Source organism: Streptomyces sp. CNZ287, from assembly GCF_007827615.1.
Window position 1 is genome coordinate 181,477 of the sequence record NZ_VISV01000002.1, and the last position, 24,465, is coordinate 205,941.

Here is a 24,465-nt window from a genome sequence, read left to right on the forward strand (position 1 = left end):
ACGCAGTCCAGGAGATTTCGCGACGTGGCCACCACGAACGACCTCAAGAACGGCTTGGTGCTCAAGCTCGACGGCGACCAGCTCTGGTCCGTCGTCGAGTTCCAGCACGTGAAGCCCGGCAAAGGCCCTGCCTTCGTCCGTACGAAGCTGAAGAACGTGCTCTCCGGCAAGACCGTCGACAAGACGTTCAACGCCGGAGTGAAGGTCGAGACGGCCAACGTCGACCGCAGGGACATGCAGTTCTCGTACAAGGACGGCGAGTACTTCGTCTTCATGGACATGGAGACGTACGACCAGGTCCACATCGACCCCAAGACCGTCGGGGACACCGCCAACTACCTGCTGGAGGGCTTCGACACCACCGTGGCGCTGCACGAGGGCACGCCGCTCTACGTCGAGCTGCCCGCGGCCGTCGAGCTGACCATCGCGCAGACCGACCCGGGCGTGCAGGGCGACCGCTCCACCGGCGGCACCAAGCCGGCCGAGCTGGAAACCGGGTTCTCCATCCAGGTCCCGCTCTTCATCACCACGGGCGAGAAGATCAAGGTCGACACCCGCTCCGGCGAGTACCTCGGCCGCGTGAGCGGCTGACGTGGCCGCACGGAACACGGCGCGCAAGCGCGCGTTCCAGATCATCTTCGAGTCCGACCAGCGCGGCGCGCCCGCGGGGCAGGTGCTGGAGGACTGGATCCGGCTGGGGCGGACCGATCCCCGGCAGCCGCCGGTCGGCGACTTCACCCGGCGGCTGGTCGAGGGCTACGCGGAACACGCCGCCCGGATCGACGAGCTGCTGAGCTCGTACTCGGTCGGCTGGACCCTGGACCGGATGCCGGTGGTGGACCGCAGCATCCTGCGTCTGGGGGCGTACGAGCTGATCTGGGAGGACGAGACGCCCGACGCGGTGGCGATCGACGAGGCGGTGCAGCTCACCAAGGAGTTCTCCACGGACGACTCCCCGGGCTTCGTCAACGGCCTCCTGGGCCGGCTCCAGGAGCTGAAGCCGCGGCTGCGCAGGGACACGGACGAGGGCCCGGCGGCGGCAGCGGAGGCGGTCCCGGAGCCGGGAGCGGACGCGGTCGGCGCGTCGGCGCCCCGGGATGCCGGTGCGGACCCGGGCCGTGACACGGCAGCCGACGGGAGCCGGAGCGCGGCGCGGGACGAGAGCGGCGACGCCGCGGCCACCGGGGACTCCGGTGGCGCCGCGGCGGAGCAGGTGCCCGGAGCCCCCCCGGCGGAGGACGTGCCGGACGGCGCACGGTCCGACGCCGGCTAGCGCCCCGCGCGCCTCCTACGCGGACTGCCGCCGTGGGGGGGCCCCGGCCCGCCCGGGCCCCGGCCCCCCCCGGCGCGCCGGTTAGGACGGGGGGGGGGCGGGCCCGCTGCGCGGGGCCGCCCCCCTGGGGGGTCTCCCGGCCCCCCCCCCCGGGCGCGTCCCCCGGCCCCCGGGGCCGGCTCACGGCGTGGCTCCCGTCGGCGGACCGGGCCCGTCCGGGCCCGGTCCGCCGACGGCGGCACGTTTCTGCAGGTGAGGCGAGAGTCAGGCGTCTTCGTGCACCACGACGGCGCGGCGGGCGTCGGCGTCCAGGACACCCCAGCCGATGAGCTGCTCGGTCAGCACCGAGGGGGACTGGTCGTAGATCACGGCGAGCGTGCGCAGGTCGTCCTGGCGGATGGAGAGGACCTTGCCGTTGTAGTCCCCGCGCTGGCTCTGGATCGTCGCCGCATAGCGCTGCAGCGGGCCCGCCTTCTCCGCGGGGATCTGGGCCAGGCGCTCCAGGTCCAGCACGAGCTTCGGCGGCGGCTCCGCGGCCCCGCCGGGCGCCGAACCCGGGAGAAGCTCCTGCACCGGCACCCCGTAGAAGTCCGCCAGCTCCGCCAGGCGCTGCACGGTGACCGCACGGTCCCCGCGCTCGTACGACCCGACGACGACGGCCTTCCAGCGCCCCTGGGACTTCTCCTCCACGCCGTGCAGTGAGAGGCCCTGCTGGGTACGGATGCCCCGGAGCTTGGCCCCGAGCTGTTTGGCGTATTCGCTGGACATATGGCTCCCCGGACGACAGTCTGGTAACTCACTGTGAGGTTACGCAGCGTAACTTGGCTTCGTCAAGCGGAAGATTCATCCGGTCGCCACCCATCGGGGTGGTGCGCGCGCGGCGGTGGAGCGGCGGAGCCCCGGCGGCGGTGGTGTCCGGCCGCGCTGTTACGGTAGAGGGGACCTGACGTCCTTTAACGCCCGTCCTGTGAGGCGGGGAAGGGGGTCCTTTTCGTATGGACACGCACAGCCCTGAACCGGCGCGGCCCGTGCTGGAGGCGCCGGACATCCAGCGGGTGCTGACCCGCATCGCGCACGAGATCGTGGAGCGCACCAAAGGCGCCCACGACGTGGTGCTCCTGGGCATCCCGACCCGCGGCGTGTGGCTCGGCCACCGGCTCGCCGCGAAGCTCGAAGAGATCACCGGCAGCAAGTTCGGCCAGTCGGGCGTCGGCTCGCTCGACATCACGATGTACCGCGACGATCTGCGCATGGGCCCGCCCCGCGCGCTCGCCCGCACCGACATCCCCGCGGAGGGGATCGACGGCCGGCTGGTGGTGCTCGTGGACGACGTGCTCTTCTCCGGACGCACGATCCGCGCCGCGCTCGACGCGCTGAACGACATCGGCAGGCCGCGGGCGGTACAGCTCGCCGTCCTCGTCGACCGCGGCCACCGCGAGCTGCCCATCCGCGCCGACTACGTCGGCAAGAACCTCCCCACGTCGCTGCGGGAGACGGTCCGCGTCCAGCTCACCGAGGAAGACGGCCGCGACGCCGTGCTGCTCGGCTCCAAGTAGGACGCCTGCCCCGGCCGCCGGCCGCCGGGGGCGTACACCCCCGTGAGCCGCGGCGCGCGACCCGCCGTACCCACGACACCCCGGAGCATCCCAGTGAAGCGCCATCTCATCTCGGCCGCCGACCTGTCCCGCGACGACGCCGTGCTGATCCTCGACACCGCCGAGGAGCTGGCCCGGATCGCGGACCGGCCCATCAAGAAGCTGCCCACCCTGCGCGGCCGCACCGTGGTCAACCTCTTCTACGAGGACTCCACCCGCACCCGCATCTCCTTCGAAGCCGCCGCCAAGCGGCTCTCCGCCGACGTCATCAACTTCTCCGCCAAGGGCTCGTCGGTCTCCAAGGGCGAGTCCCTGAAGGACACCGCCCTGACCCTGGAGGCCATGGGCGCCGACGCCGTCGTCATCCGCCACCACGACTCCGGCGCCCCGCACCGGCTGGCCACCTCCGGCTGGATCAACGGCTCCGTCGTCAACGCGGGCGACGGCACCCACGAGCACCCCACGCAGGCCCTCCTCGACGCCTTCACCATGCGCCGCCACCTGGCGCCCGGCACCGGCGGCGGGCTCGACGGCCGCCGGATCACGGTCGTCGGCGACATCCTGCACAGCCGGGTCGCCCGCTCGAACGTGCTGCTGCTGCACACCCTCGGCGCCGAGGTCACCCTGGTCGCGCCGCCCACGCTGGTGCCGGTCGGCGTGGAGAGCTGGCCGTGCGAGGTCTCGTACGACCTGGACGCCGTGCTGCCGAAGTCCGACGGCGTGATGATGCTGCGGGTGCAGCGGGAGCGGATGAACGCCGCGTTCTTCCCCACCGAGCGGGAGTACGCCCGCCGCTACGGCCTCGACGGCGACCGGATGGCGCGCATGCCCGAGCACGCCCTCGTCATGCACCCGGGCCCGATGAACCGCGGTATGGAGATCACCGCCGAAGTCGCCGACTCGCCCCGCTGCACCGCCGTCGAGCAGGTCGCCAACGGCGTCTCCATCCGCATGGCCGTGCTCTACCTGCTGCTCGGCGGCGCACCGGGCGAGGCCCCCGCGGCAGCCCCGGCCGCCACCCCCGCCCCGACCACCGCACGCACCGAGGAGACCGACCGATGAGCAAGACCCTGATCCGCGGCGCGAAGATCCTCGGCGGCGAGGCCCGGGACGTCCTGATCGACGGCGAGACCGTCGCCGAGGTCGCCGGGCCCGGCGTGGCGCTGCCGGCCGGCGGCGCCGAGGTGGTCGAGGCCGCCGGGCGGATCCTGCTGCCCGGCCTGGTCGACCTCCACACCCACCTGCGCGAGCCCGGCCGCGAGGACTCCGAGACCGTCCTGACCGGCACCCGCGCCGCCGCGAAGGGCGGCTTCACCGCCGTCCACGCGATGGCCAACACCTTCCCCGTCGCCGACACCGCGGGCGTCGTGGAGCAGGTCTGGCGGCTCGGCCGCGAGTCCGGCTACTGCGACGTGCAGCCGGTCGGCGCCGTCACCGTGGGCCTGGAGGGCAAGCAGCTCGCCGAGCTGGGCGCCATGCACGAGTCCGCGGCCGGCGTCGTGGTCTTCTCCGACGACGGCAAGTGCGTGGACGACGCCGTGATCATGCGCAGGGCGCTGGAGTACGTGAAGGCGTTCGACGGCGTCGTCGCGCAGCATGCGCAGGAGCCGCGGCTGACCGAGGGCGCCCAGATGAACGAGGGCGTCGTCTCCGCCGAGCTGGGCCTCGGCGGCTGGCCCGCCGCGGCCGAGGAGTCGGTCATCGCCCGGGACGTGCTGCTCGCCGCCCACGTCGACTCCCGCGTGCACGTCTGCCACCTGTCCACCGCCGGCTCGGTGGAGATCGTGCGCTGGGCGAAGTCCAAGGGCTGGCGGGTCACCGCCGAGGTCACGCCGCACCACCTGCTCCTCACCGACGAGCTGGTCCGCTCCTACGACCCCGTCTACAAGGTCAACCCGCCGCTGCGCACCGAGACCGACGTACGCGCCCTGCGCGAGGCGCTGGCCGACGGCACCATCGACTGCGTCGCCACCGACCACGCCCCCCACCCGCAGGAGGACAAGGACTGCGAGTGGGCCGCCGCCGCCATGGGCATGGTCGGCCTGGAGACGGCGTTGTCCGTCGTGCAGCAGACGATGGTCGACACCGGGCTGCTCGACTGGCCGGGCGTCGCCGACCGGATGTCCTTCCGCCCCGCCGCCATCGGCCGCCTCGACGGCCACGGCCGCCCCGTCGCCCCCGGCGAGCCCGCCAACCTCACCCTGCTCGATCCGGCCTACCGTGGCCGGGTGGATCCGCACAGCTTCGTCTCCCGCAGCCGCAACACCCCGTACGCGGGCCGCGAGCTGCCCGGCCGGGTCACGCACACCTTCCTGCGCGGCCGGGCCACCCTCGCCGGAGGTGAGCCCGTATGAGGCTCGCCACCCTCCTCGCCGAGGAGCCGCGGTCGCAGCCGGTGACCGACTGGGCGGCGCGCATCGGCTGGGTCGTCGGCCTGATCCTCTTCATCGCGCTCGTCTACTGGCTGATGCGCGAGGGCTGGAAGTGGCGCGGCCAGCTCCAGTCCGGCATTCCGGACCTGCCCGCGATCCCCGAGGAGACGGGGGAGGTACGGCTGGAGCTCACCGGCCGCTACCACGGCACGACCGCCGCCGGGCAGTGGCTCGACCGCATCGTCGCCCACGGCCTGGGCGTACGCAGCCGCGTCGAGCTGACCCTCACCGAGCAGGGCCTGGCGGTCGTACGCCCGGGGGCCGCAGACTTCTTCGTCCCCGCCGCGCACCTGCGCGGCGCCCGGCTCGACAAGGCCATCGCGGGCAAGGTCCTCACCGAGGGCGGCCTGCTGGTGGTCACCTGGGCCCACGGCGGCGCGGAGTACGACTCCGGGTTCCGCTCAGACCACGCCGCCGAGCACGCCGCCTGGGTGGCGGCGCTCGGCGCCCGGACGACCGAGAACGCTCCCGCCGACGCCGCCGCGAGCACCGCAGACAGCACCACCACGGAAGGCACACGATGACCGCAGCCCACCGCGGCCAGGACAGCCCCGCCGTACTCGTCCTCGAAGACGGCCGCAGCTTCCGCGGCCGCGCCTACGGAGCGACGGGGGAGACCTTCGGCGAAGCCGTGTTCTCCACCGGCATGACCGGCTACCAGGAGACCCTGACCGACCCCTCGTACCACCGCCAGGTCGTCGTCATGACCGCCCCGCACGTCGGCAACACCGGCGTCAACGACGAGGACGCCGAGTCCGCCCGCATCTGGGTCTCCGGCTACGTCGTGCGCGACCCCGCCCGCGTCCCCTCCAGCTGGCGGGCCACCCGCTCCCTCGACGAGGAGCTGCGCCGCCAGGGCGTCGTCGGGATCTCCGGCGTCGACACCCGGGCGATCACCCGGCACCTGCGCGAGCGCGGCGCCATGCGCGTCGGGATCTTCTCCGGCGACCGGATCGCGGACCCCGACGCGATGCTCGCCAGGGTGCGGGTGCAGGAGCAGATGAAGGGCGCGGACCTCGCGCCCGAGGTCGCCACCGACGAGCCGTACGTCGTCCCCCCGATCGGCGCGAAGCGCTTCACCGTCGCCGCCCTCGACCTCGGCATCAAGGGCATGACGCCCCGGCGCATGGCCGAGCGCGGCATCGAGGTGCACGTGCTGCCGGCCACCGCCACGGTCGAGGAGGTCTACGCGACCGGGCCCGACGGCGTGTTCCTCTCCAACGGCCCCGGCGACCCGGCCGCCGCCGACCTCACCGTGGTCCGCGCGGTGCTGGAGCGCGGCACGCCGCTGTTCGGCATCTGTTTCGGCAACCAGCTCCTCGGCCGCGCCCTGGGCTTCGGCACGTACAAGCTGAAGTACGGCCACCGCGGCATCAACCAGCCCGTCCAGGACCGCACCACGGGCCGGGTCGAGGTCACCGCGCACAACCACGGCTTCGCCGTGGACGCCCCCCTGGACGAGATCACCGAGACCCCGTACGGGCGCGCCGAGGTGAGCCACGTGTGCCTCAACGACCGGGTGGTCGAGGGCCTGCGGCTGCTGGACCGGCCGGCGTTCTCCGTCCAGTACCACCCCGAGGCGGCCGCCGGGCCGCACGACGCCGCGTACCTCTTCGACCGCTTCGTCCAGCTCATGGCCGCTCAGCCGGCCCAGACAGCACCGCCAGCACAGGGAGCCCAGCGTGCCTAAGCGCACCGATATCCGGTCCGTCCTGGTCATCGGCTCGGGCCCGATCGTCATCGGCCAGGCCGCCGAGTTCGACTACTCCGGCACCCAGGCGTGCCGCGTGCTCAGGGCCGAGGGCCTGCGCGTCATCCTGGTCAACTCCAACCCGGCGACGATCATGACCGACCCGGAGATCGCCGACGCCACCTACGTCGAGCCGATCACCCCCGAGTTCGTCGAGAAGATCATCGCCCGCGAGCGTCCCGACGCCCTGCTGCCCACCCTCGGCGGGCAGACCGCGCTCAACACCGCGGTCTCGCTGCACGATTCCGGGGTGCTGGAGAAGTACGGCGTGGAGCTGATCGGCGCCAACGTCGAGGCCATCCAGAAGGGCGAGGACCGCGACCAGTTCAAGGAGGTCGTCGCCGAGGTCCGGCGCAAGACCGGGCACGGCGAGTCCGCGCGCTCGGTGATCTGCCACACGATGGACGAGGTGCTGGCGGGCGTCGACGGGCTCGGTGGCTACCCCGTGGTCGTCCGTCCCTCCTTCACCATGGGCGGCGCCGGCTCCGGCTTCGCCCACGACGAGGAGGAACTGCGCCGTATCGCAGGCCAGGGGCTCGCGCTCTCGCCGACGACCGAGGTGCTGCTGGAGGAGTCCATCCTCGGGTGGAAGGAGTACGAGCTGGAGCTGATGCGCGACAAGCACGACAACGTCGTGGTCGTCTGCTCCATCGAGAACCTCGACCCCATGGGCGTGCACACCGGCGACTCCGTGACCGTCGCGCCGTCGATGACGCTCACCGACCGTGAGTACCAGATCCTGCGCGACATCGGCATCGCCGTCATCCGCGAGGTCGGCGTCGACACCGGCGGCTGCAACATCCAGTTCGCGGTCGACCCGGCGGACGGCCGGGTCGTCGTCATCGAGATGAACCCGCGCGTCTCCCGCTCCTCGGCGCTCGCCTCCAAGGCCACCGGCTTCCCGATCGCCAAGATCGCCGCGAAGCTGGCCGTGGGCTACACCCTGGACGAGATCCCCAACGACATCACCCGCGAGACCCCCGCGTCCTTCGAGCCCACGCTCGACTACGTGGTGGTGAAGGTGCCCCGCTTCGCCTTCGAGAAGTTCCCCGCCGCCGACGCGACGCTCACCACCACGATGAAGTCCGTCGGCGAGGCCATGGCCATCGGCCGCAACTTCACCGAGGCGCTGAACAAGGCGCTGCGCTCGGTCGAGAAGAAGGACGCCCCCTTCGACTTCGCCGGCCCGCCGCCGGGACCCGGGGAGAAGGCCGCGCTGCTGGAGAAGGCCGCCGTGCCCACGGACGGCCGGCTGAACACCGTGATGGCCGCCATCCGGGCCGGCGCCACCGAGGCGGAGGTGCACGAGGCGACGCGGATCGACCCGTGGTTCGTCGACCAGTTCTTCCTCATCAAGGAGGTCGCCGACGAGCTGGCCGCCGCGGACCACCTCGGCCCGGACCTCCTCGCGTACGCCAAGCGCCACGGCTTCTCCGATGCTCAGATCGCCGGCGTCCGGGGGCTGCGCGAGGACGTGGTGCGCGAGGTGCGGCACGCGCTGGGCGTACGCCCGGTGTACAAGACCGTCGACACCTGCGCCGCCGAGTTCGCGGCCCGTACCCCCTACCTCTACTCCTCGTACGACGAGGAGACCGAGGTCGCCCCGCGCGAGCGGCCCGCGGTGATCATCCTCGGCTCCGGGCCCAACCGCATCGGCCAGGGCATCGAGTTCGACTACTCCTGCGTCCACGCCTCCTTCGCCCTCGGCGAGGCGGGCTACGAGACCGTCATGGTCAACTGCAACCCGGAGACCGTCTCCACCGACTACGACACCTCCGACCGGCTGTACTTCGAGCCGCTGACGCTCGAGGACGTGCTGGAGGTCGTGCACGCCGAGACCCAGGCGGGCCCGGTCGCCGGCGTCCTCGTGCAGCTGGGCGGGCAGACCCCGCTGGGGCTGGCGCAGGCGCTGAAGGACAACGGCGTGCCCGTCGTGGGCACGTCGCCGGAGGCGATCCACGCCGCCGAGGATCGCGGCGTGTTCGGCCGCGTGCTCGCCGAGGCGGGGCTGCCGGCGCCCAAGTACGGCACCGCGTTCTCCTTCGCCGAGGCCAAGAAGATCGCCGCCGGAATCGGCTACCCGGTCATGGTGCGGCCGTCGTACGTGCTCGGCGGGCGCGGCATGGAGATCGTCTACGACGAGCCGTCGCTGGCCGCGTACCTGGAGCGGCACGCCGGGCTCATCTCCGAACACCCCGTCCTCGTCGACCGGTTCCTCGACGACACCATCGAGATCGACGTCGACGCGCTCTACGACGGCCACGAGCTGTACCTCGGCGGCGTCATGGAGCACATCGAGGAAGCCGGCATCCACTCCGGCGACTCCGCCTGCGCGCTGCCCCCCATCACCCTCGGCGGGCACGACATCAAGCGGCTGCGCGCCTCCACCGAGGCCATCGCGCGCGGCGTCGGCGTCCGCGGGCTGATCAACATCCAGTTCGCGCTGGCCGGGGACATCCTCTACGTCCTGGAGGCCAACCCGCGCGCCTCGCGCACCGTCCCCTTCACCTCCAAGGCCACCGCCGTCCCGCTGGCCAAGGCCGCCGCCCGCATCTCCCTCGGCGCCACCGTCGCCGAGCTGCGCGCGGAGGGCATGCTCCCGGCCACCGGCGACGGCGGCACGCTGCCGCTGGACGCGCCGATCTCGGTGAAGGAGGCCGTGCTGCCGTGGACCCGCTTCCGCGACATCCGCGGCCGCGGCGTCGACACCGTGCTCGGCCCGGAGATGCGCTCCACCGGCGAGGTCATGGGCATCGACAGCGTCTTCGGCACGGCGTACGCCAAGTCGCAGGCCGCCGCCTACGGCGCGCTGCCCACCCGGGGCCGCGCGTTCGTCTCGGTCGCCAACCGGGACAAGCGCTCGATGGTCTTCCCGGCCCGCGAGCTGGTCCAGCACGGCTTCGAGCTGCTGGCCACCTCCGGCACCGCGGAGGTGCTCAGGCGCAACGGCATCGCCGCGACCGTCGTACGCAAGCACTCGCAGGGCCCGGGGCCCGACGGCGAGCGCACGATCGTGCAGTTGATCCACGACGGTGCCGTCGACCTCATCGTCAACACGCCGTACGGCACCGGCGGCAGGCTCGACGGGTACGACATCCGTACCGCCGCCGTCGCCCGCGGCGTGCCGTGCCTGACGACCGTCCAGGCGCTGGCCGCCGCCGTCCAGGGCATCGAGGCGCTGACCCGCGGGGAGGTGGGGGTGCGCTCCCTGCAGGAGCACGCCGGGCACCTCACCGAGGCCCGCGCCCGCTAGCCGCCGCCCCCGAGTCGTCCCGTGCCCCCGCCGGTCCGCCACCGGCCGGCGGGGGCACGGCACCCGAAGCAGCCGAAGGTCCCTCATGTATCCCTTGCTCTTCCACAGCGTCCTCTCCCGGCTGGACTCCGAGCGGGCCCACCGCCTGGCGTTCGCGGCCATCCGCGCCGCCGCCGCCGCACCCGGCGTGCGCAGCGCGGTCCGCGTCACCGCGGCCCCCCGCCACCCCGAACTCCGCGTCCACGCGCTCGGCATCGACTTCCCCGGCCCCTTCGGGCTCGCCGCGGGCTTCGACAAGAACGCCGTCGGCATCGACGGACTGACCATGCTCGGCTTCGACTTCGTCGAGGTCGGCACCGTCACCGCGCGTGCCCAGCCGGGCAACGAGCCGACCCGGCTCTTCCGGCTGATCCCGGACCGGGCCCTGGTCAACCGGATGGGCTTCAACAACGACGGCTCCGCCGCCGTCGCCGCCCGGCTGGCCCGCCGCCGGTACGGGCAGCGCACCCCGTACCGGCCCCACGCCGTCGTCGGCGTCAACATCGGCAAGACCAAGGCCGTCCCCGAATCGGGTGCCGTCGCCGACTACGTCACCTCCGCGGAACGGCTCGCGGGACACGCCGACTACCTCGTCGTCAACGTCTCCTCGCCGAACACCCCGGGACTGCGCGACCTCCAGGCCGTCGACCACCTGCGCCCGCTGCTCGAAGCGGTCCGCGCCGCCGCCGACCGCGTCGCGGGCGGCACCGCCAGGGCCGCCGCGCCGGGCACCCCGGGACGCGTACCGCTGCTGGTCAAGATCGCCCCCGACCTCGCGGACGAGGACGTCGACGCGGTCGCCGACCTGTCCGTGGAACTGGGCCTCGACGGCATCATCGCCACCAACACCACCATCGCCCGCGAAGGGCTTGTCACCGCGCGCTCCCGGGTCGAGTCCATCGGCGCCGGCGGCCTGTCGGGGGCGCCGCTGCGGCGCCGCTCCCTGGAGGTGCTGCGCCGCCTCTACGCGCGCGTGGGCGCGCCCGGCGAGCACGGGATCGTGCTCGTCGGCGCCGGCGGCATCGAGACCGCCGAGCACGCCTGGGAACGGATCCTCGCCGGCGCCACCCTCGTCCAGGGCTACAGCGCCTTCGTCTACGAGGGCCCGCTGTGGCCCCGCAGGATCCACCGCGGCCTGGCGGAGCTGCTGGCCGCGTCCCCGTACGCCACCCTCGCCGACGCCGTCGGCGCCGACGCCAGGAAGGCGACCGCATGAGCCCCGAGCCCGCCGAGCCCTTCGGCCGCCGGCTGCACCGGGCGACGGCCGCCCGCGGCCCGATGTGCGTCGGCATCGACCCGCACGCCGCCCTGCTGGCCCGCTGGGAGCTGCCGGACGACCCAGCGGGTCTGGAGTGGTTCGCGATGACCGCCGTCGAGGCGCTGGCCGACCGCGTCGCCGTGCTCAAGCCGCAGTCCGCGTTCTTCGAGCGCTTCGGCTCCCGCGGCGTCGCCGTGCTGGAGAGGGCGGTCGCGGCGGCGCGGGCGGCCGGGGCGCTGGTCCTCATGGACGCCAAGCGCGGCGACATCGGCTCGACGATGGGCGGCTACGCCGCCGCGTACCTCGGCGAGGACGCCCCCCTGCGCTCCGACGCGCTGACCGTCACCCCCTATCTGGGGTACGAGTCGCTGCGCCCCGCGCTGGACGCCGCCCACGCCGCGGGCGCCGGCCTCTTCGTCGTCACGCTCACCTCCAACCCGGAGGGCGCCGAGGTGCAGCGCGCCGCCGTGCACGGCGCGCACGGCGCACGAACCGTCGCGCAGACGATGCTGGACCACATCGCCGCCGAGAACCGCGGTGCCGAGCCGCTCGGTTCTGTCGGCGCCGTCGTCGGCGCCACCCTCGCAGAAGCCGGCGCCGACCTGGCCGTCAACGGCCCGCTGCTGGCCCCCGGGATCGGCGCCCAGGGAGCCGCGCCCGCCGACCTTCCGCGGGTCTTCGGGGCCGCGCTGCCCCAAGTCCTGCCCAGCGCAAGCCGGTCGGTGCTGGCGCACGGACCGGATATCCGGAGGCTGCGGACGGCGGCCGAACAATTGGCCGATGACGTACGGAACGTATACTCATAAACCGGGTCATATACCCAGAACTTGCCGCGGAACTTGAGTCTGACCAGGACTTTTCGTCTGTTCTCGCTGACTGGCGCGTTCTCGGCCGCTAGTCTCCGTCATCAGAGCGCGGGCGCCAGCGCGTTGCTCGTTGCTCCGCAGGTGCGGGGCCACTAGGTTCCACACCGTTCCATATCCGATTAGTTCGACATCCGAGGTGACGTAGGCGTGGCTCTTCCGCCCCTTACCCCTGAACAGCGCGCAGCCGCGCTCGAGAAGGCCGCAGCGGCTCGCCGGGAGCGCGCCGAGGTCAAGAATCGGCTGAAGCACTCCGGCGCTTCCCTGCACGACGTCATCAAGCAGGGCCAGGAGAACGACGTCATCGGCAAGATGAAGGTCTCCGCCCTGCTTGAGTCCATGCCCGGCGTGGGCAAGGTGCGCGCCAAGCAGATCATGGAGCGTCTCGGCATCTCCGAGAGCCGTCGGGTGCGCGGTCTGGGCTCCAACCAGATCGCCTCGCTGGAGCGCGAGTTCGGCAGCACCGGTTCCTGACGTTCCGAGGCACTTCCGGAAACCGGGATAATCGCTGCATGAGTACAGCCTTCTCCCGGGGGGCGGCCCCCGTCCCGCCGGCAGATCGTCCGCGGCTGACCGTGCTCTCCGGCCCCTCGGGGGTCGGCAAGAGCACGGTCGTCGCGCATCTGCGCAAGGTCCATCCCGAGGTGTGGCTCTCGGTCTCCGCGACGACCCGCAGACCCCGCCCCGGCGAGCGGCACGGCGTCCAGTACTTCTTCGTCAGCGACGACGAGTTCGACAAGCTCGTCGCCAACGGCGAGCTGCTGGAGTGGGCGGAGTTCTCCGGCAACCGGTACGGGACCCCGCGCGGGCCCGTGCTGGAGCGGCTGGACGCCGGCGAGCCCGTGCTGCTGGAGATCGACCTCCAGGGGGCGCGGCTGGTCCGGGAGAGCATGCCCGACGCGATGCTGGTCTTCCTCGCCCCGCCGAGCTGGGACGAGCTGGTCCGCCGGCTCACCGGGCGCGGCACGGAGCCGCCGGAGGTCATCGAGCGCCGGCTGGCCGCGGCGCGGACCGAGCTGGCGGCCGAGGAGGAGTTCGACACGACCCTTGTCAACACCTCCGTCGAGGACGTCTCCGCCGAGCTGCTAGCCTTGATGCAGGTTTGATTCGTGAAGTTCCACTGGAAGGCTGGATAGGTTGTCCTCTCCCATCACCGCGCCCGAGGGCATCATCAACCCGCCGATCGACGAGCTGCTTGAGGCGACCGACTCCAAGTACAGCCTCGTGATCTACGCGGCGAAGCGCGCGCGGCAGATCAATGCGTACTACTCCCAGCTCGGCGAGGGCCTGCTGGAGTACGTCGGCCCGCTGGTGGACACCCACGTGCACGAGAAGCCGCTGTCCATCGCGCTCCGCGAGATCAACGCGGGTCTGCTGACCTCCGAGGCCACCGAGGGCCCCGCGCAGTAGGCATCCCTCATCCACCGGGCCCGGCAGCGCGGCTGCCGGGCCCGTGGTGTGTCATGGGGGGTGGAGACGACGAGCGGCGGGGAGCGGAGCATGGCGGAAGCGGCGAACGAAGCGGCACCGGCCGAGGTGGTGCTGGGCGTCAGCGGCGGCATCGCGGCGTACAAGGCGTGCGAGCTGCTGCGGCTCCTCACCGAGTCGGGCCACGCGGTACGGGCTGTGCCCACGGCCGCCGCGCTGCACTTCGTCGGCGAGGCCACCTGGGCGGCGCTCTCCGGCCGCCCCGCCGCCACCCAGACCTGGACGGACGTGCACGAGGTCCCGCACGTGCGGATCGGCCGCCGGGCCGACCTCGTCGTCGTCGCCCCCGCCACCGCCGACGTGCTCGCCAAGGCCGCTCACGGCCTGGCCGACGACCTGCTGACGAACACCCTGCTCACCGCCTCCTGTCCGGTCGTCTTCGCGCCCGCCATGCACACCGAGATGTGGGAGCACCCCGCCACCCGGGCCAACGTGGCCACGCTGCGCGCCCGCGGCGCCGTCGTCATCGAGCCCGCCGTCGGCCGGCTCACCGGCGCCGACACCGGCAAGGGCCGGCTTCCGGAGCCGGCGGAGATCTTCGAGGTCTGCCGCCGCGCGCTCGCCCGCGGCGCCGGGGGCCTGGCCCCCGACCTCGCCGGGCGGCACGTCGTCGTCAGCGCCGGCGGCACCCGCGAGCCGCTGGACCCCGTGCGCTTCCTGGGCAACCGCTCGTCCGGCCGCCAGGGCTACGCCCTGGCCCGTACCGCCGTGGCCCGCGGCGCCCGCGTCACGCTGCTGGCCGCGAACACCGCGCTGCCCGATCCCGCGGGCGCCGACATCGTGCGCGTGGGCACCACCGTGGAACTCCAGGAGGCCGTGGTGAAGGCCGCGGCCGACGCCGACGCCGTCGTCATGGCCGCGGCCGTCGCCGACTTCCGCCCGGTCACGTACGCCACCGGCAAGATCAAGAAGAAGGACGACCGCGAGCCTGACCCGATCACCCTCACCCGCAACCCCGACATCCTCGCCGGGATCTCCGCCGCCAGGCCGCGCCCCGGGCAGGTCGTCGTCGGCTTCGCCGCCGAGACCGACGACGTGCTCGCCAACGGCCGCGCCAAGCTCGCCCGCAAGGGCTGCGACCTGCTCGTCGTCAACGAGGTGGGGGAGACCAAGGCGTTCGGCTCCGACGGCAACGAGGCCGTGGTGCTCACCGCCGACGGGCACGAGGTGCCCGTGCCGTTCGGCCCCAAGGAAGCGCTGGCCGACGTGGTGTGGGACCTCGTCGCGGAACGGTTCGGCTGAGCCGCCCCCGACCGACACTCCGGCAGATTATTGCTGCTTGCCGGGGGAACTCCTGCGGGAACCTGCTGTTCCCCAGGTCAACGGGCATCCAGGGACCGAGACGGGTTGTCCCCCGAGCGAGACTCCCGGATAAAATGGCCCGCGGGCCCGTCCCGGAAGTGCCGTGCCCGGGTTCCGCAACCGATCAGCCAGCAGCCGCTGCAACCGTGGGGAGCGATGTGTCCCGCCGCCTTTTCACCTCGGAGTCCGTTACCGAGGGCCACCCCGACAAGATCGCTGACCAGATCAGCGACGCCATCCTCGACGCTCTGCTCAAGGACGACCCGCACTCGCGCGTCGCGGTCGAGACGCTGATCACCACCGGCCAGGTGCACGTGGCCGGCGAGGTGACCACCTCCGGTTACGCCGACATCGCGACCCTCGTGCGGAACAAGATCCTGGAGATCGGGTACGACTCGTCGAAGAAGGGTTTCGACGGCGCCTCCTGCGGTGTCTCCGTGTCCATCGGCGCCCAGTCGCCGGACATCGCCCAGGGTGTGGACACCGCGTACGAGAGCCGGGTCGAGGGATCCGGCGGCGACGACCTCGACCTCCAGGGCGCCGGCGACCAGGGCCTGATGTTCGGCTACGCCTGCGACGAGACGCCCGAGCTGATGCCACTGCCCATCCACCTGGCGCACCGGCTCTCCGCCCGGCTCAGCGAGGTCCGCAAGAACGGGACCATCCCCTACCTGCGCCCCGACGGCAAGACGCAGGTCACCATCGAGTACAACGGCGACAAGGCGGCCCGGCTCGACACCGTCGTCGTCTCCTCGCAGCACGCCTCCGACATCGACCTGGACTCGCTGCTGACGCCCGACATCCGCGAGTTCGTCGTGGAGCCGGAGCTGAAGGCGCTCCTCGACGACGGCATCAAGCTGGACACCGAGGGCTACCGCCTGCTGGTGAACCCCACCGGCCGGTTCGAGATCGGCGGCCCGATGGGCGACGCCGGGCTCACCGGGCGCAAGATCATCATCGACACCTACGGCGGCATGGCCCGCCACGGCGGCGGCGCCTTCTCCGGCAAGGACCCGTCCAAGGTCGACCGCTCCGCCGCGTACGCCATGCGCTGGGTCGCCAAGAACGTCGTGGCCGCAGGACTGGCCTCGCGCTGCGAGGTGCAGGTGGCGTACGCGATCGGCAAGGCCGAGCCGGTCGGGCTCTTCGTCGAGACCTTCGGCACCGCGACGGTCGACGTCGAGAAGATCGAGAACGCGATCTCCGAGGTCTTCGACCTCCGCCCGGCGGCGCTCATCCGCGACCTGGACCTGCTGCGCCCGATCTACTCCCAGACCGCCGCGTACGGCCACTTCGGCCGCCCGCTGGCCGACTTCACCTGGGAGCGGACCGACCGCGTCGACGCGCTGCGCAAGGCCGCCGGCATCTGAGCGCCCATCCCGCTTCCCCGCGGAGCGCGGTCCGCACACCGGGCCGCGGTACGCGGACGGCGCGACGACTGAGGTCCCGCGCCGCACCGCGGGCCCGTAGGTGATCCGCCGGACGATCCCGGGGCCCCGGACCGCGGTCCGGGGCCTCCGGCCGTCCGGCGGGGTGTCCGCCGCGTCTGGTAGGACGGAAGGGTGAGCAGCGACGACGGCCGGGAGGCGGCACCCGAGGGCGTGGAGCAGCTCGCCCTCATCCGGGAGACCGTGCGCAAGGCCAAGGGCCCCCGCGCCCGCCCGCGCACCTGGCGCGGCGCCGCGCTGGCCGAGGAACTGCCCGTCGCCCGCGTCCTGGTCGACAAGGGCCTGCTCCACCTCGACCGCCTCTTCGACTACGCCGTACCCGCCGCGATGGACGCCGAGGCGCGCCCCGGCGTGCGCGTCCGCGTCCGCTTCGGCGCCGGCGAGCGCGAGGGGCGCCGCGAGGGCGGCGGGCTGATCAACGGGTACGTGGTCGAGCGCCGCGCCGACAGCGACTTCCCCGGCACCCTCGCCCCCCTTGCCCAGGTCCTCTCGCCCGAGCCCGTCCTGGGGGCGCAGCTCCTGGACCTGTGCCAGGCCGTCGCCGACCGGTACGCCGGCGCCCTCGCCGACGTCGTCCAGCTCGCGCTGCCGCCGCGGATGGCCCGTGCCGAGAAGAAGCCCTCGCCGGACCCGCTCCCGCCGCCCCCCGCCCCGGACGCCGGGAGCTGGGCGCGCTACGCCAACGGGCCCGGGCTCCTCGCCGCACTGGCCGGCGGCGGCGCCCCGCGGGCGGTGTGGACGGCGCTGCCGGGACCCGACTGGCCCGACGAGCTGGCCCGCGCGCTCGCCGCCGCCCTCGCCGCCGGCCGCGGCGCCCTCGCGGTGCTGCCCGACGCCCGCGCCGCCGTCCGCGTCGACGAGGCGCTGACCGCCCTCGTCGGGCGCGGCCGGCACGTGCTGCTCACCGCCGACGCCGGGCCCGAGGCCCGCTACCGCCGCTGGCTCGCGGTGAACCGCGGCGCCGTCCGCGGCGTCGTCGGCACCCGGGCCGCCGCCTTCGCGCCCGTACGGGACCTCGGGCTCGCCGCCATCTGGGACGACGCCGACACCTCGCATGCCGACGACCGCGCCCCGCAGCCGCACGCCCGCGAGATCCTGGCCCTGCGCGCGGCCCGCGAGCACACCGGGCTCCTCGTCGGCGGTCACGCGTGCAGCGTCGAGGCCGCCCGCTACGTGGAGAGCGGCTGGGCCCAGCCCGTCGCCGCCGCACGTGAGACGGTACGGGCCGCGGCGCCGCTCGTCCGCACGGTCGGCGACAGCGAGCAGGCCCGCGACGCGGCGGCCCGCGCAGCCCGGCTGCCGACGCTCGCGTGGCAGGTCGCGCGGGAGGGGCTGCGGGCCGGTCCCGTGCTGGTGCAGGTGCCGCGCCGCGGGTACGCGCCCCGGCTGGCCTGCGCCCGCTGCCGCGCGCCCGCGCGCTGCGCCCGCTGCGCGGGGCCGCTGGTCGGCGAGGGCCGCGGGGAGGCGCTGGTGTGCGGCTGGTGCGCGACCCGGGAGCACGCCTGGCGGTGCCCCGAGTGCGGCGGCACGCGGCTGCGCGCGCAGGTCGTCGGCGCCCGGCGGACGGCGGAGGAGCTGGGGCGGGCGTTCCCGTCGGTGCCGGTGCGCACGTCGGGGCGCGACCATGTGCTGGCGCGGGTGCCGGACGCCCCGGCGCTGGTCGTCAGCACGCCGGGCGCGGAGCCCGTTGCGGAGGGGGGGTACGCGGCGGCGCTGCTCCTCGACGGCTGGGCGCTGCTGAACCGCCCGGACCTGCGGGCCGGGGAGGAGGCGCTGCGGCGCTGGCTGACCGCCGCGGCGCTGGTCCGCGGCTCCGCCGAGGGCGGGGTCGCGGCGGTCGTCGCGGACCCGGCGCAGCGTCCGGTGCAGGCCCTGGTGCGCTGGGACCCGGCGGGCTTCGCCGGCACCGAGCTGGCGGAGCGCGCGGAGCTGGGCTTCCCGCCGGTGTCCCGGATGGCGGCGGTCTGGGGACCGGGGGAGGCGGTCACGGCGTTCGTCGGCGACGCGGGGCTGCCGGCGTCGACGGAGGTGCTTGGCCCGGTGCCGGTGCCGGAGTCGCCGGGCAGGCGGGGTGCGCCGGGCGGTGGCCCGGCGCCCGGGGAGTCGTGGGAGCGGGTGCTGCTGCGGGTCCCGCCGGGCCACGGCGCCGCCCTGGCGGCGGCCCTGAAGGCGGCGCAGGCGTCCCGCATGGCCCGCCGTACGGGCCCGCCCCTGCGCATCCGCATCGACCCCCCGGACATCGGCTAGCCGCTCCCTGCGGGGGCGGCGGGGTCCGGGAGGGGTGCCGGGAAGCCGTACGTGCGCGGTACGAGCCGCAGAGGCGCAGGAGGGTACGGGACGCCCGCCGTCGCCACGGGTGGGCCCGCGGCGCCGCGCGGGTCAGGAGTGCGCGCTGTCGGCGTCGTGCCGGACTCCGGGAGGGCGGGGCGGCACTCGACGGGATGCACGAGTGCGGGCCGGCCCTCGTGGCACAGGACGGCAGGGGACTGGCGCGTGCATACGGAGGGGGCAGCCGTCGACCGCGGGCCCCGGGCGGCCGCTGTCAGGACTGCGTGATCGCCACCGCGTCCGTCTGCTGCGTCGGCGTCGTCGTGCCCGGAGCCGGGCGGGCGGCCGGGACGACCGGGAGCGTGCCCGACGGCAGCCTGGACTCGCCGGTGGGAGCGCCCGCGGCCTCGGCGGAGCCGGCCTCGCGGGGCGCCTGCTGGGCGCGGCGGGTGCCGTAGCGGCGGTGGACCGCCTGCTTGGTGACGCCCAGCGCCGAGCCCACCGCGTCCCAGGAGAAGCCGAGCGAGCGGTCGAAGTCGACGGCCGCGGTCACCAGCGTCTCGACGCTGTCCCGCAGCTCCTGGGCGAGCCGCACCGTGGGCGCCGGGGCCCGCCCGTACACGACGAATCCCGCGGACGGGCCCGTCCGCCGGGGGCGGTAGACGTTGCCAAGCTGGGCGGTGAGGGTGCGCAGCGCGTCGACCTGCCTGCGCACCCTCTCGATGTCCCGCACCAGGAGCTGCAGGCTCGCCCGCGCCTGGGCGTCGTGGCTTGCGTGGTCGGCCATGGAGAAGCCTCTCGAACCGGCGTCGTTCGGATCGGGCCGCGGAGCGGCCCGTTTCGGTCGTTCTTCACTTTCCTGACTGAGCAACGCGACACTTACCCGGCGGTCACGGGTCGGGGGCGCACGCTCCGTGCCCGGGAGCGTGCGGCCGACCGCACGCCCCTGGCGTATCCGGACCACGGCGTTCCGCACGTGCCCGCCCCCGCCCCCGCCTGCACGGGTCCTAGACTTGGCGGCCCGACGTGGTGCCGCCTACCGCCCCATGTCGCCCCACGCAGCAGCCGAGAGGATCCGCACCGCCCATGAGGCTCGTTTTCGCCGGTACGCCGGAAGTCGCCGTACCCGCCCTCGACGCCCTGCTCGCGTCGGACCGGCACGAGGTCGTCGCCGTCGTCACCCGGCCCGACGCGCCCGCCGGGCGGGGCCGGCGGCTGGTGGCGAGCCCGGTCGCGCAGCGCGCCGAGGAGACCGGCATCGAGGTGCTGAAGCCCGGGCGGCTCAAGGAGCCGGAGTTCCTCGACCGGTTGCGCGCCATCGGCCCCGACTGCTGCCCCGTCGTCGCGTACGGCGCCCTGCTGCCCAAGCCCGCGCTCGACATCCCGGTGCACGGCTGGGTCAACCTGCACTTCTCGCTGCTGCCCGCCTGGCGCGGCGCCGCGCCCGTGCAGCACGCGATCCTCGCCGGCGACGAGGTGACCGGCGCGACCACGTTCCGGATCGAGGAAGGGCTCGACTCCGGGCCGGTGTTCGGGGTCGTCACCGAGCAGGTGCGGCCCACCGACACCAGCGGCGACCTGCTGACCCGGCTGGCCATGGCCGGCTCGGGGCTGCTCGCCGCCACCATGGACGGGATCGAGGACGGCAGCCTCGAGGCCGTGCCGCAGCCCGCCGAGGGGGTGACGTCGGCGCCGAAGATCCAGGTGGCGGACGCGCGGCTGGACTTCGCCGCCCCCGCGCTGCGCGTGGACCGCGTGGTCCGCGGCTGCTCCCCCGCACCCGGCGCCTGGACGACGTTCCGCGGCGAGCGGCTGAAGGTCCGCTCGGTTGCCCCCCGCCCCGAGCGCACCGACCTGGCGCCCGGTGAGCTGGCCGTGGGGAAGTCCGCGGTGCACGTCGGCACCGGTTCGTACGCCGTGGAGCTGCAGTGGGTGCAGCCTCAGGGCAAGCGCCCGATGGCGGCGGCGGACTGGGCGCGCGGGGTGCGCATCGCCTCCGGCGAACGCCTCGGCGACGGGCCGGAGCCCGCCGGGGCGTAGGCTTCCGGTGTACGCAACTGCCAGCCCCGGAGCACATTTCACGTGAGCGACCAGCCGCGCCGTCGCCGGCCCGCCAAGCCCTACCGCAGGCCGCAGAAGGATCCCGTGCGGATCCTCGCCTACGACGCGCTCCGCGCGGTCGACGAGCGCGACGCCTACGCCAACCTCGTGCTGCCGCCCATGCTCAGGCAGGCCCGGCAGCGCGACGGCTTCGACGCCAGGGACGCGGCACTGGCGACCGAGCTGGTCTACGGCACGCTGCGCCGCCAGGGCACGTACGACCGGATCATCGCCGCCTGCGTCGACCGCCCGCTGCACGAGGTCGACCCCGAGGTGCTCGACGTCCTCAGCCTCGGCGCCCACCAGCTCCTCGGCACCCGCATCCCGCCGCACGCCGCCGTCTCGGCGACGGTCGAGCTGGCCCGCGTCGTCCTGGGCGACGGGCGGGCGCGGTTCGTCAACGCCGTGCTGCGCAAGATCGCCGCCCGCGACCTGGACGGCTGGCTGGCCGAGGTGGCACCGCCTTACGCCGACGACCCCGAGGAACACCTCGCCGTCGTCCACTCCCACCCCCGCTGGATCGTCTCCGCGCTCTGGGACGCGCTCGGCGGCGGCAGGGCCGGGATGGAGGAGCTGCTGACCGCCGACAACGAGCGCCCCGAGGTCACCCTCGTCGCCCGCCCGGGACGGGCCACGCCGGCGGAGCTGAGCGGGCCGGACACGCTGCCGGGGCGCTGGTCCCCGTACGCGGTGCGGCTGGCCGAGGGCGGCGACCCGGGCGCGCTGGACGAGGTGCGCGACGGCCGGGCAGGCGTGCAGGACGAGGGCAGCCAGCTCGTCGCGCTGGCGCTCGCGAACGTCCCGCTGGAGGGCCCCGACACCCGCTGGCTCGACGGCTGCGCGGGCCCCGGCGGCAAGGCGGCGCTGCTCGGGGCGCTGGCCGCCGAGCGCGGCGCGGCGCTGGTGGCGGCCGAGAAGCAGCCGCACCGGGCCCGGCTGGTCGCCCGCGCCCTTGCCGGTAACCCGGGCCCGTACCAGGTCGTCGTCGCCGACGGCACCCGCCCGGCCTGGCGCCCCGGCGGCTTCGACCGCGTCCTCGTGGACGTCCCCTGTACGGGCCTGGGCGCCCTGCGCCGCCGCCCCGAGGCCCGCTGGCGCCGCCGCCCCGAGGACCTGGAGGGCTTCGCGCCGCTCCAGCGGGCGCTGCTGGAGGACGCGCTGCGGGCGGTGCGCACCGGGGGCGTCGTCGGCTACGTCACCTGCTCCCCGCACCCCGCCGAGACCCGCGCCGTCGTCGACGACGTGCTGAAGGCGGCCGGCGCCCCCGCCGCCGAGCTGGTCGACGCCCGGCCGCTGCTGCCCGGCGTACCGGAGCTCGGCGAAGGACCCGACATCCAGCTCTGGCCGCACCGCCACGGCACCGACGCGATGTACCTCGCGCTGCTGCGCCGCACCGGCTGAGCCCCCCCGGCCCACGGCCCCCGGCGGAAGGACCCGGCGCCGAACCCGACATTCCGGCCCACGCACGGTGAACGGGGAGTGGCGGCACGGGTACCGCGGCCCCGGCCCCGGCGCGGGCATGGCAGGCTGGGGGGCATGGCAGTCCAGATCAACCCCAGCATCCTCTCCGCCGACTTCGCCCGCCTCGCCGAGGAGGCGGACGCGGTGTCGGGCGCCGACTGGCTTCACGTCGACGTCATGGACAACCACTTCGTGCCCAACCTGACGCTCGGCGTCCCGGTCGTCGAGTCGCTGCGCCGGGCCACCGACACCCCGCTGGACTGCCACCTGATGATCGACGAGCCGGACCGCTGGGCCCCCGCGTTCGTGGACGCGGGCGCCGGCTCCGTGACCTTCCACGCCGAGGCGGCCGCGGCGCCGGTGCGCCTGGCGCGCGAGCTGCGCGCCAAGGGTGCGCGGGCCGCGATGGCCCTCAAGCCCGCCACCCCCATCGAGCCGTACGAGGACCTGCTGCCCGAGCTGGACATGCTGCTGGTCATGACCGTCGAGCCGGGCTTCGGCGGCCAGGCGTTCCTGGACATCATGCTGCCCAAGGTGCGCCGCACCCGGGAGCTGATCGCCAAGCACGGCCTGGAGATGTGGTTGCAGGTCGACGGCGGTGTCTCCGCGGAGACCATCGAGCGCTGCGCCGAGGCGGGCGCGGACGTGTTCGTCGCCGGTTCCGCGGTGTACGGGGCCGAGGATCCGGCCGCCGCGGTGCGGGCGCTGCGCGCCCAGGCGCAGGCGGCCGGCGAGGGGGCTCCCTGGGCGACGGGCTGCCACTAGCGCCCGCGCACACCGGCACAGCCCCGCGCCCGCGGCCCGCGCCCCTTCGGAGCCGACGCCTCCGGGCCGGGATCGTGAAAGTATTGAAGACGGAGCAGCGCCTTCGAGCAGCTCCGCCGGGGAGAGCAAAGGAGATCTCGTGTCGACGGGCCGGACGGCTGCGCGGATGGGACCCGCGGAGCTGGTACAGGCGGCGGCGATGGCCCGCCGCTTCTACCTGGAGGGCAAGTCCAAGATCCAGATCGCCGACGAGTTCGGCGTCAGCCGCTTCAAGGTCGCCCGGGTGCTGGAGACCGCGCTCGAGCGCGACCTCGTACGGATCGAGATCCGCGTCCCCGCCGAGCTCGACGCCGAGCGCTCCGACGCCCTGCGCGCCCGCTTCGGCCTCAGGCACGCCGTCGTCGTGGAGGCGCCGGCCGACGCGGTGCCCGACACCCGCGACCCGGAGAACCTCGGCAGCGTCGCCGCCGACCTCCTCGCCGAGCTGGTCACCGAGGGTGATGTGCTGGGCCTGGCCTGGGGCCGGTCCACGATCAACATGGCGCAGGCGCTGCACCGGCTGCCCCCGTGCACCGTCGTGCAGCTCACCGGCGTCTACGACGCGGGCACCGCGGAGCGCGGCTCCGTGGAGGCCGTGCGCCGCGCCGCGGAGGTCGCCGGCGGCGAGGCCCACCCGATCTACGCGCCGATGCTGCTGCCCGACGCCGCCACCGCCACCGCGCTGCGCAGCCAGACCGGGGTGGCCCGCGCCTTCGAGTACTTCGACAAGGTGACCGTCGCCGCCGTCTCCATCGGCTCCTGGGAGGAGGGCATCTCCGCCATGCACGACATGCTCTCCGAGGAGGAGCGCGCGCACTACGCCTCGCTGGGCGCCGCCGCCGAGATGTCCGCGCACCTCTTCGACGCCGAGGGCCGGCGCATCGGCCGCGACCTGGGGGAGCGGTGCATCACCGTCGAGGCGGACCGGCTGCGCCGGATTCCCGAGGTGGTCGCCATCGCGGGCGGCGCGCGCAAGCGCGAGGCGATCGTGGCGGTGCTGCGCTCGGGGCTGGTCACGAGCCTGGTCACGGACACCGTGGCCGCGGACTACCTGCTGGACGAGGTGGCGCCGGGCCCGCGCCCCGCGCTGGAGCGCGCCGACCCGGACGAGCTGTAGCCCCGCGGGGGCCG

21 protein-coding genes and 1 pseudogene are annotated in these 24,465 nt (G+C 74.2%); 20 read left to right on the forward strand and 2 right to left on the reverse strand.

Annotation, left to right across the window (positions count from 1 at the left end; translation table 11 throughout):
- The first annotated feature begins 24 nt into the window (after positions 1-24).
- Both efp and nusB read left to right on the forward strand, forming a co-directional pair.
- Entirely contained in the window at positions 25-591 is a 567-nt protein-coding gene (gene efp / locus FB457_RS05025; protein ID WP_047014700.1) for an elongation factor P, read from the forward strand.
- A 1-nt stretch (position 592) separates the two neighbouring features.
- A pseudogene (nusB, locus tag FB457_RS35875) lies at positions 593-1,018 on the forward strand (transcription antitermination factor NusB); the annotation flags it as partial.
- 519 nt (positions 1,019-1,537) lie between these two features.
- Here the strand turns inward: nusB and bldD are convergent.
- Entirely contained in the window at positions 1,538-2,041 is a 504-nt protein-coding gene (gene bldD, locus FB457_RS05040; RefSeq protein WP_018836716.1) for a transcriptional regulator BldD, read from the reverse strand.
- A gap of 227 nt (positions 2,042-2,268) precedes the next feature.
- On the opposite strand from bldD, the gene pyrR reads away from it, so the two are divergent.
- The 14 genes from pyrR to FB457_RS05110 all read left to right on the forward strand — a co-directional run bounded on the left by pyrR (position 2,269) and on the right by FB457_RS05110 (position 18,948).
- Positions 2,269-2,829 (forward strand): bifunctional pyr operon transcriptional regulator/uracil phosphoribosyltransferase PyrR, encoded by a 561-nt coding sequence (pyrR, locus tag FB457_RS05045; RefSeq protein WP_047014698.1) that lies wholly within the window; start codon positions 2,269-2,271, stop codon positions 2,827-2,829.
- Between the two features lie 93 nt (positions 2,830-2,922).
- On the forward strand, positions 2,923-3,930 hold the full coding sequence (locus FB457_RS05050; RefSeq protein ID WP_047014697.1) for an aspartate carbamoyltransferase catalytic subunit: 1,008 nt from the start codon (positions 2,923-2,925) through the stop codon (positions 3,928-3,930).
- Positions 3,927-5,222: a dihydroorotase gene (locus FB457_RS05055; protein ID WP_047014696.1), complete on the forward strand. Its 1,296-nt coding sequence runs from the start codon at positions 3,927-3,929 to the stop codon at positions 5,220-5,222. Before FB457_RS05050 ends, FB457_RS05055 begins: the two co-directional genes overlap by 4 nt.
- On the forward strand, positions 5,219-5,824 hold the full coding sequence (locus tag FB457_RS05060; protein ID WP_047014695.1) for a PH-like domain-containing protein: 606 nt from the start codon (positions 5,219-5,221) through the stop codon (positions 5,822-5,824). The genes FB457_RS05055 and FB457_RS05060 overlap by 4 nt, the downstream gene beginning before the upstream one ends.
- Positions 5,821-6,990, forward strand: a complete 1,170-nt coding sequence (carA, locus tag FB457_RS05065; RefSeq protein ID WP_047014694.1) for a glutamine-hydrolyzing carbamoyl-phosphate synthase small subunit — start codon at positions 5,821-5,823, stop codon at positions 6,988-6,990. Before FB457_RS05060 ends, carA begins: the two co-directional genes overlap by 4 nt.
- On the forward strand, positions 6,983-10,303 hold the full coding sequence (carB, locus tag FB457_RS05070; RefSeq protein ID WP_047014693.1) for a carbamoyl-phosphate synthase large subunit: 3,321 nt from the start codon (positions 6,983-6,985) through the stop codon (positions 10,301-10,303). Before carA ends, carB begins: the two co-directional genes overlap by 8 nt.
- Positions 10,304-10,388: 85 nt before the next feature.
- Positions 10,389-11,558: a quinone-dependent dihydroorotate dehydrogenase gene (locus FB457_RS05075; protein ID WP_047014692.1), complete on the forward strand. Its 1,170-nt coding sequence runs from the start codon at positions 10,389-10,391 to the stop codon at positions 11,556-11,558.
- Positions 11,555-12,406, forward strand: a complete 852-nt coding sequence (gene pyrF / locus FB457_RS05080) for an orotidine-5'-phosphate decarboxylase (protein ID WP_145780973.1) — start codon at positions 11,555-11,557, stop codon at positions 12,404-12,406. Before FB457_RS05075 ends, pyrF begins: the two co-directional genes overlap by 4 nt.
- Positions 12,407-12,613: 207 nt before the next feature.
- On the forward strand, positions 12,614-12,937 hold the full coding sequence (locus FB457_RS05085; protein WP_018836707.1) for an integration host factor: 324 nt from the start codon (positions 12,614-12,616) through the stop codon (positions 12,935-12,937).
- A 38-nt stretch (positions 12,938-12,975) separates the two neighbouring features.
- Positions 12,976-13,569 (forward strand): guanylate kinase, encoded by a 594-nt coding sequence (gmk, locus tag FB457_RS05090; protein ID WP_047014690.1) that lies wholly within the window; start codon positions 12,976-12,978, stop codon positions 13,567-13,569.
- 31 nt (positions 13,570-13,600) lie between these two features.
- Positions 13,601-13,873, forward strand: a complete 273-nt coding sequence (gene rpoZ, locus FB457_RS05095) for a DNA-directed RNA polymerase subunit omega (RefSeq protein ID WP_018836705.1) — start codon at positions 13,601-13,603, stop codon at positions 13,871-13,873.
- 90 nt (positions 13,874-13,963) lie between these two features.
- Positions 13,964-15,193, forward strand: a complete 1,230-nt coding sequence (gene coaBC / locus FB457_RS05100; RefSeq protein WP_145780975.1) for a bifunctional phosphopantothenoylcysteine decarboxylase/phosphopantothenate--cysteine ligase CoaBC — start codon at positions 13,964-13,966, stop codon at positions 15,191-15,193.
- A 218-nt stretch (positions 15,194-15,411) separates the two neighbouring features.
- Complete coding sequence (gene metK / locus FB457_RS05105; protein ID WP_018836703.1) at positions 15,412-16,623, forward strand: methionine adenosyltransferase; 1,212 nt, start codon at positions 15,412-15,414, stop codon at positions 16,621-16,623.
- 192 nt (positions 16,624-16,815) lie between these two features.
- The gene (locus FB457_RS05110) at positions 16,816-18,948 is read left to right on the forward strand and encodes a primosomal protein N' (RefSeq protein WP_145780976.1); all 2,133 of its coding nucleotides are present in this window, start codon (positions 16,816-16,818) and stop codon (positions 18,946-18,948) included.
- Positions 18,949-19,243: 295 nt separating this feature from the next.
- Here the strand turns inward: FB457_RS05110 and FB457_RS05115 are convergent, their stop codons facing one another.
- Positions 19,244-19,756 carry a hypothetical protein gene (locus tag FB457_RS05115; protein ID WP_047014687.1) on the reverse strand — a complete coding sequence of 171 codons (513 nt, stop codon included), beginning with the start codon at positions 19,754-19,756 and terminating at the stop codon, positions 19,244-19,246.
- Positions 19,757-20,055: 299 nt separating this feature from the next.
- On the opposite strand from FB457_RS05115, the gene fmt reads away from it, so the two are divergent.
- The 4 genes from fmt to FB457_RS05135 all read left to right on the forward strand — a co-directional run bounded on the left by fmt (position 20,056) and on the right by FB457_RS05135 (position 24,451).
- On the forward strand, positions 20,056-21,009 hold the full coding sequence (fmt, locus tag FB457_RS05120; RefSeq protein WP_145780978.1) for a methionyl-tRNA formyltransferase: 954 nt from the start codon (positions 20,056-20,058) through the stop codon (positions 21,007-21,009).
- Positions 21,010-21,051: 42 nt separating this feature from the next.
- Complete coding sequence (locus FB457_RS05125; RefSeq protein WP_145780979.1) at positions 21,052-22,470, forward strand: transcription antitermination factor NusB; 1,419 nt, start codon at positions 21,052-21,054, stop codon at positions 22,468-22,470.
- Between the two features lie 135 nt (positions 22,471-22,605).
- Entirely contained in the window at positions 22,606-23,295 is a 690-nt protein-coding gene (gene rpe, locus FB457_RS05130; protein WP_047014684.1) for a ribulose-phosphate 3-epimerase, read from the forward strand.
- Between the two features lie 166 nt (positions 23,296-23,461).
- Positions 23,462-24,451, forward strand: a complete 990-nt coding sequence (locus FB457_RS05135; RefSeq protein ID WP_047014683.1) for a sugar-binding transcriptional regulator — start codon at positions 23,462-23,464, stop codon at positions 24,449-24,451.
- Positions 24,452-24,465 lie beyond the last annotated feature (14 nt).

What these genes read in the sequence shown, in the direction of transcription:
- FB457_RS05135 (WP_047014683.1), top strand. Translation starts at nt 23,462, where the DNA reads ATGGGACCCGCGGAGCTGGTACAGGCGGCGGCGATGGCCCGCCGCTTC.
- FB457_RS05115 (WP_047014687.1), bottom strand. Translation starts at nt 19,756, where the DNA reads ATGGCCGACCACGCAAGCCACGACGCCCAGGCGCGGGCGAGCCTGCAG.
- pyrR (WP_047014698.1), top strand. Translation starts at nt 2,269, where the DNA reads ATGGACACGCACAGCCCTGAACCGGCGCGGCCCGTGCTGGAGGCGCCG.
- carA (WP_047014694.1), top strand. Translation starts at nt 5,821, where the DNA reads ATGACCGCAGCCCACCGCGGCCAGGACAGCCCCGCCGTACTCGTCCTC.
- coaBC (WP_145780975.1), top strand. Translation starts at nt 13,964, where the DNA reads ATGGCGGAAGCGGCGAACGAAGCGGCACCGGCCGAGGTGGTGCTGGGC.
- pyrF (WP_145780973.1), top strand. Translation starts at nt 11,555, where the DNA reads ATGAGCCCCGAGCCCGCCGAGCCCTTCGGCCGCCGGCTGCACCGGGCG.
- FB457_RS05060 (WP_047014695.1), top strand. Translation starts at nt 5,219, where the DNA reads ATGAGGCTCGCCACCCTCCTCGCCGAGGAGCCGCGGTCGCAGCCGGTG.
- fmt (WP_145780978.1), top strand. Translation starts at nt 20,056, where the DNA reads ATGAGGCTCGTTTTCGCCGGTACGCCGGAAGTCGCCGTACCCGCCCTC.
- bldD (WP_018836716.1), bottom strand. Translation starts at nt 2,041, where the DNA reads ATGTCCAGCGAATACGCCAAACAGCTCGGGGCCAAGCTCCGGGGCATC.
- gmk (WP_047014690.1), top strand. Translation starts at nt 12,976, where the DNA reads ATGAGTACAGCCTTCTCCCGGGGGGCGGCCCCCGTCCCGCCGGCAGAT.
- FB457_RS05055 (WP_047014696.1), top strand. Translation starts at nt 3,927, where the DNA reads ATGAGCAAGACCCTGATCCGCGGCGCGAAGATCCTCGGCGGCGAGGCC.
- FB457_RS05075 (WP_047014692.1), top strand. Translation starts at nt 10,389, where the DNA reads ATGTATCCCTTGCTCTTCCACAGCGTCCTCTCCCGGCTGGACTCCGAG.
- rpe (WP_047014684.1), top strand. Translation starts at nt 22,606, where the DNA reads ATGGCAGTCCAGATCAACCCCAGCATCCTCTCCGCCGACTTCGCCCGC.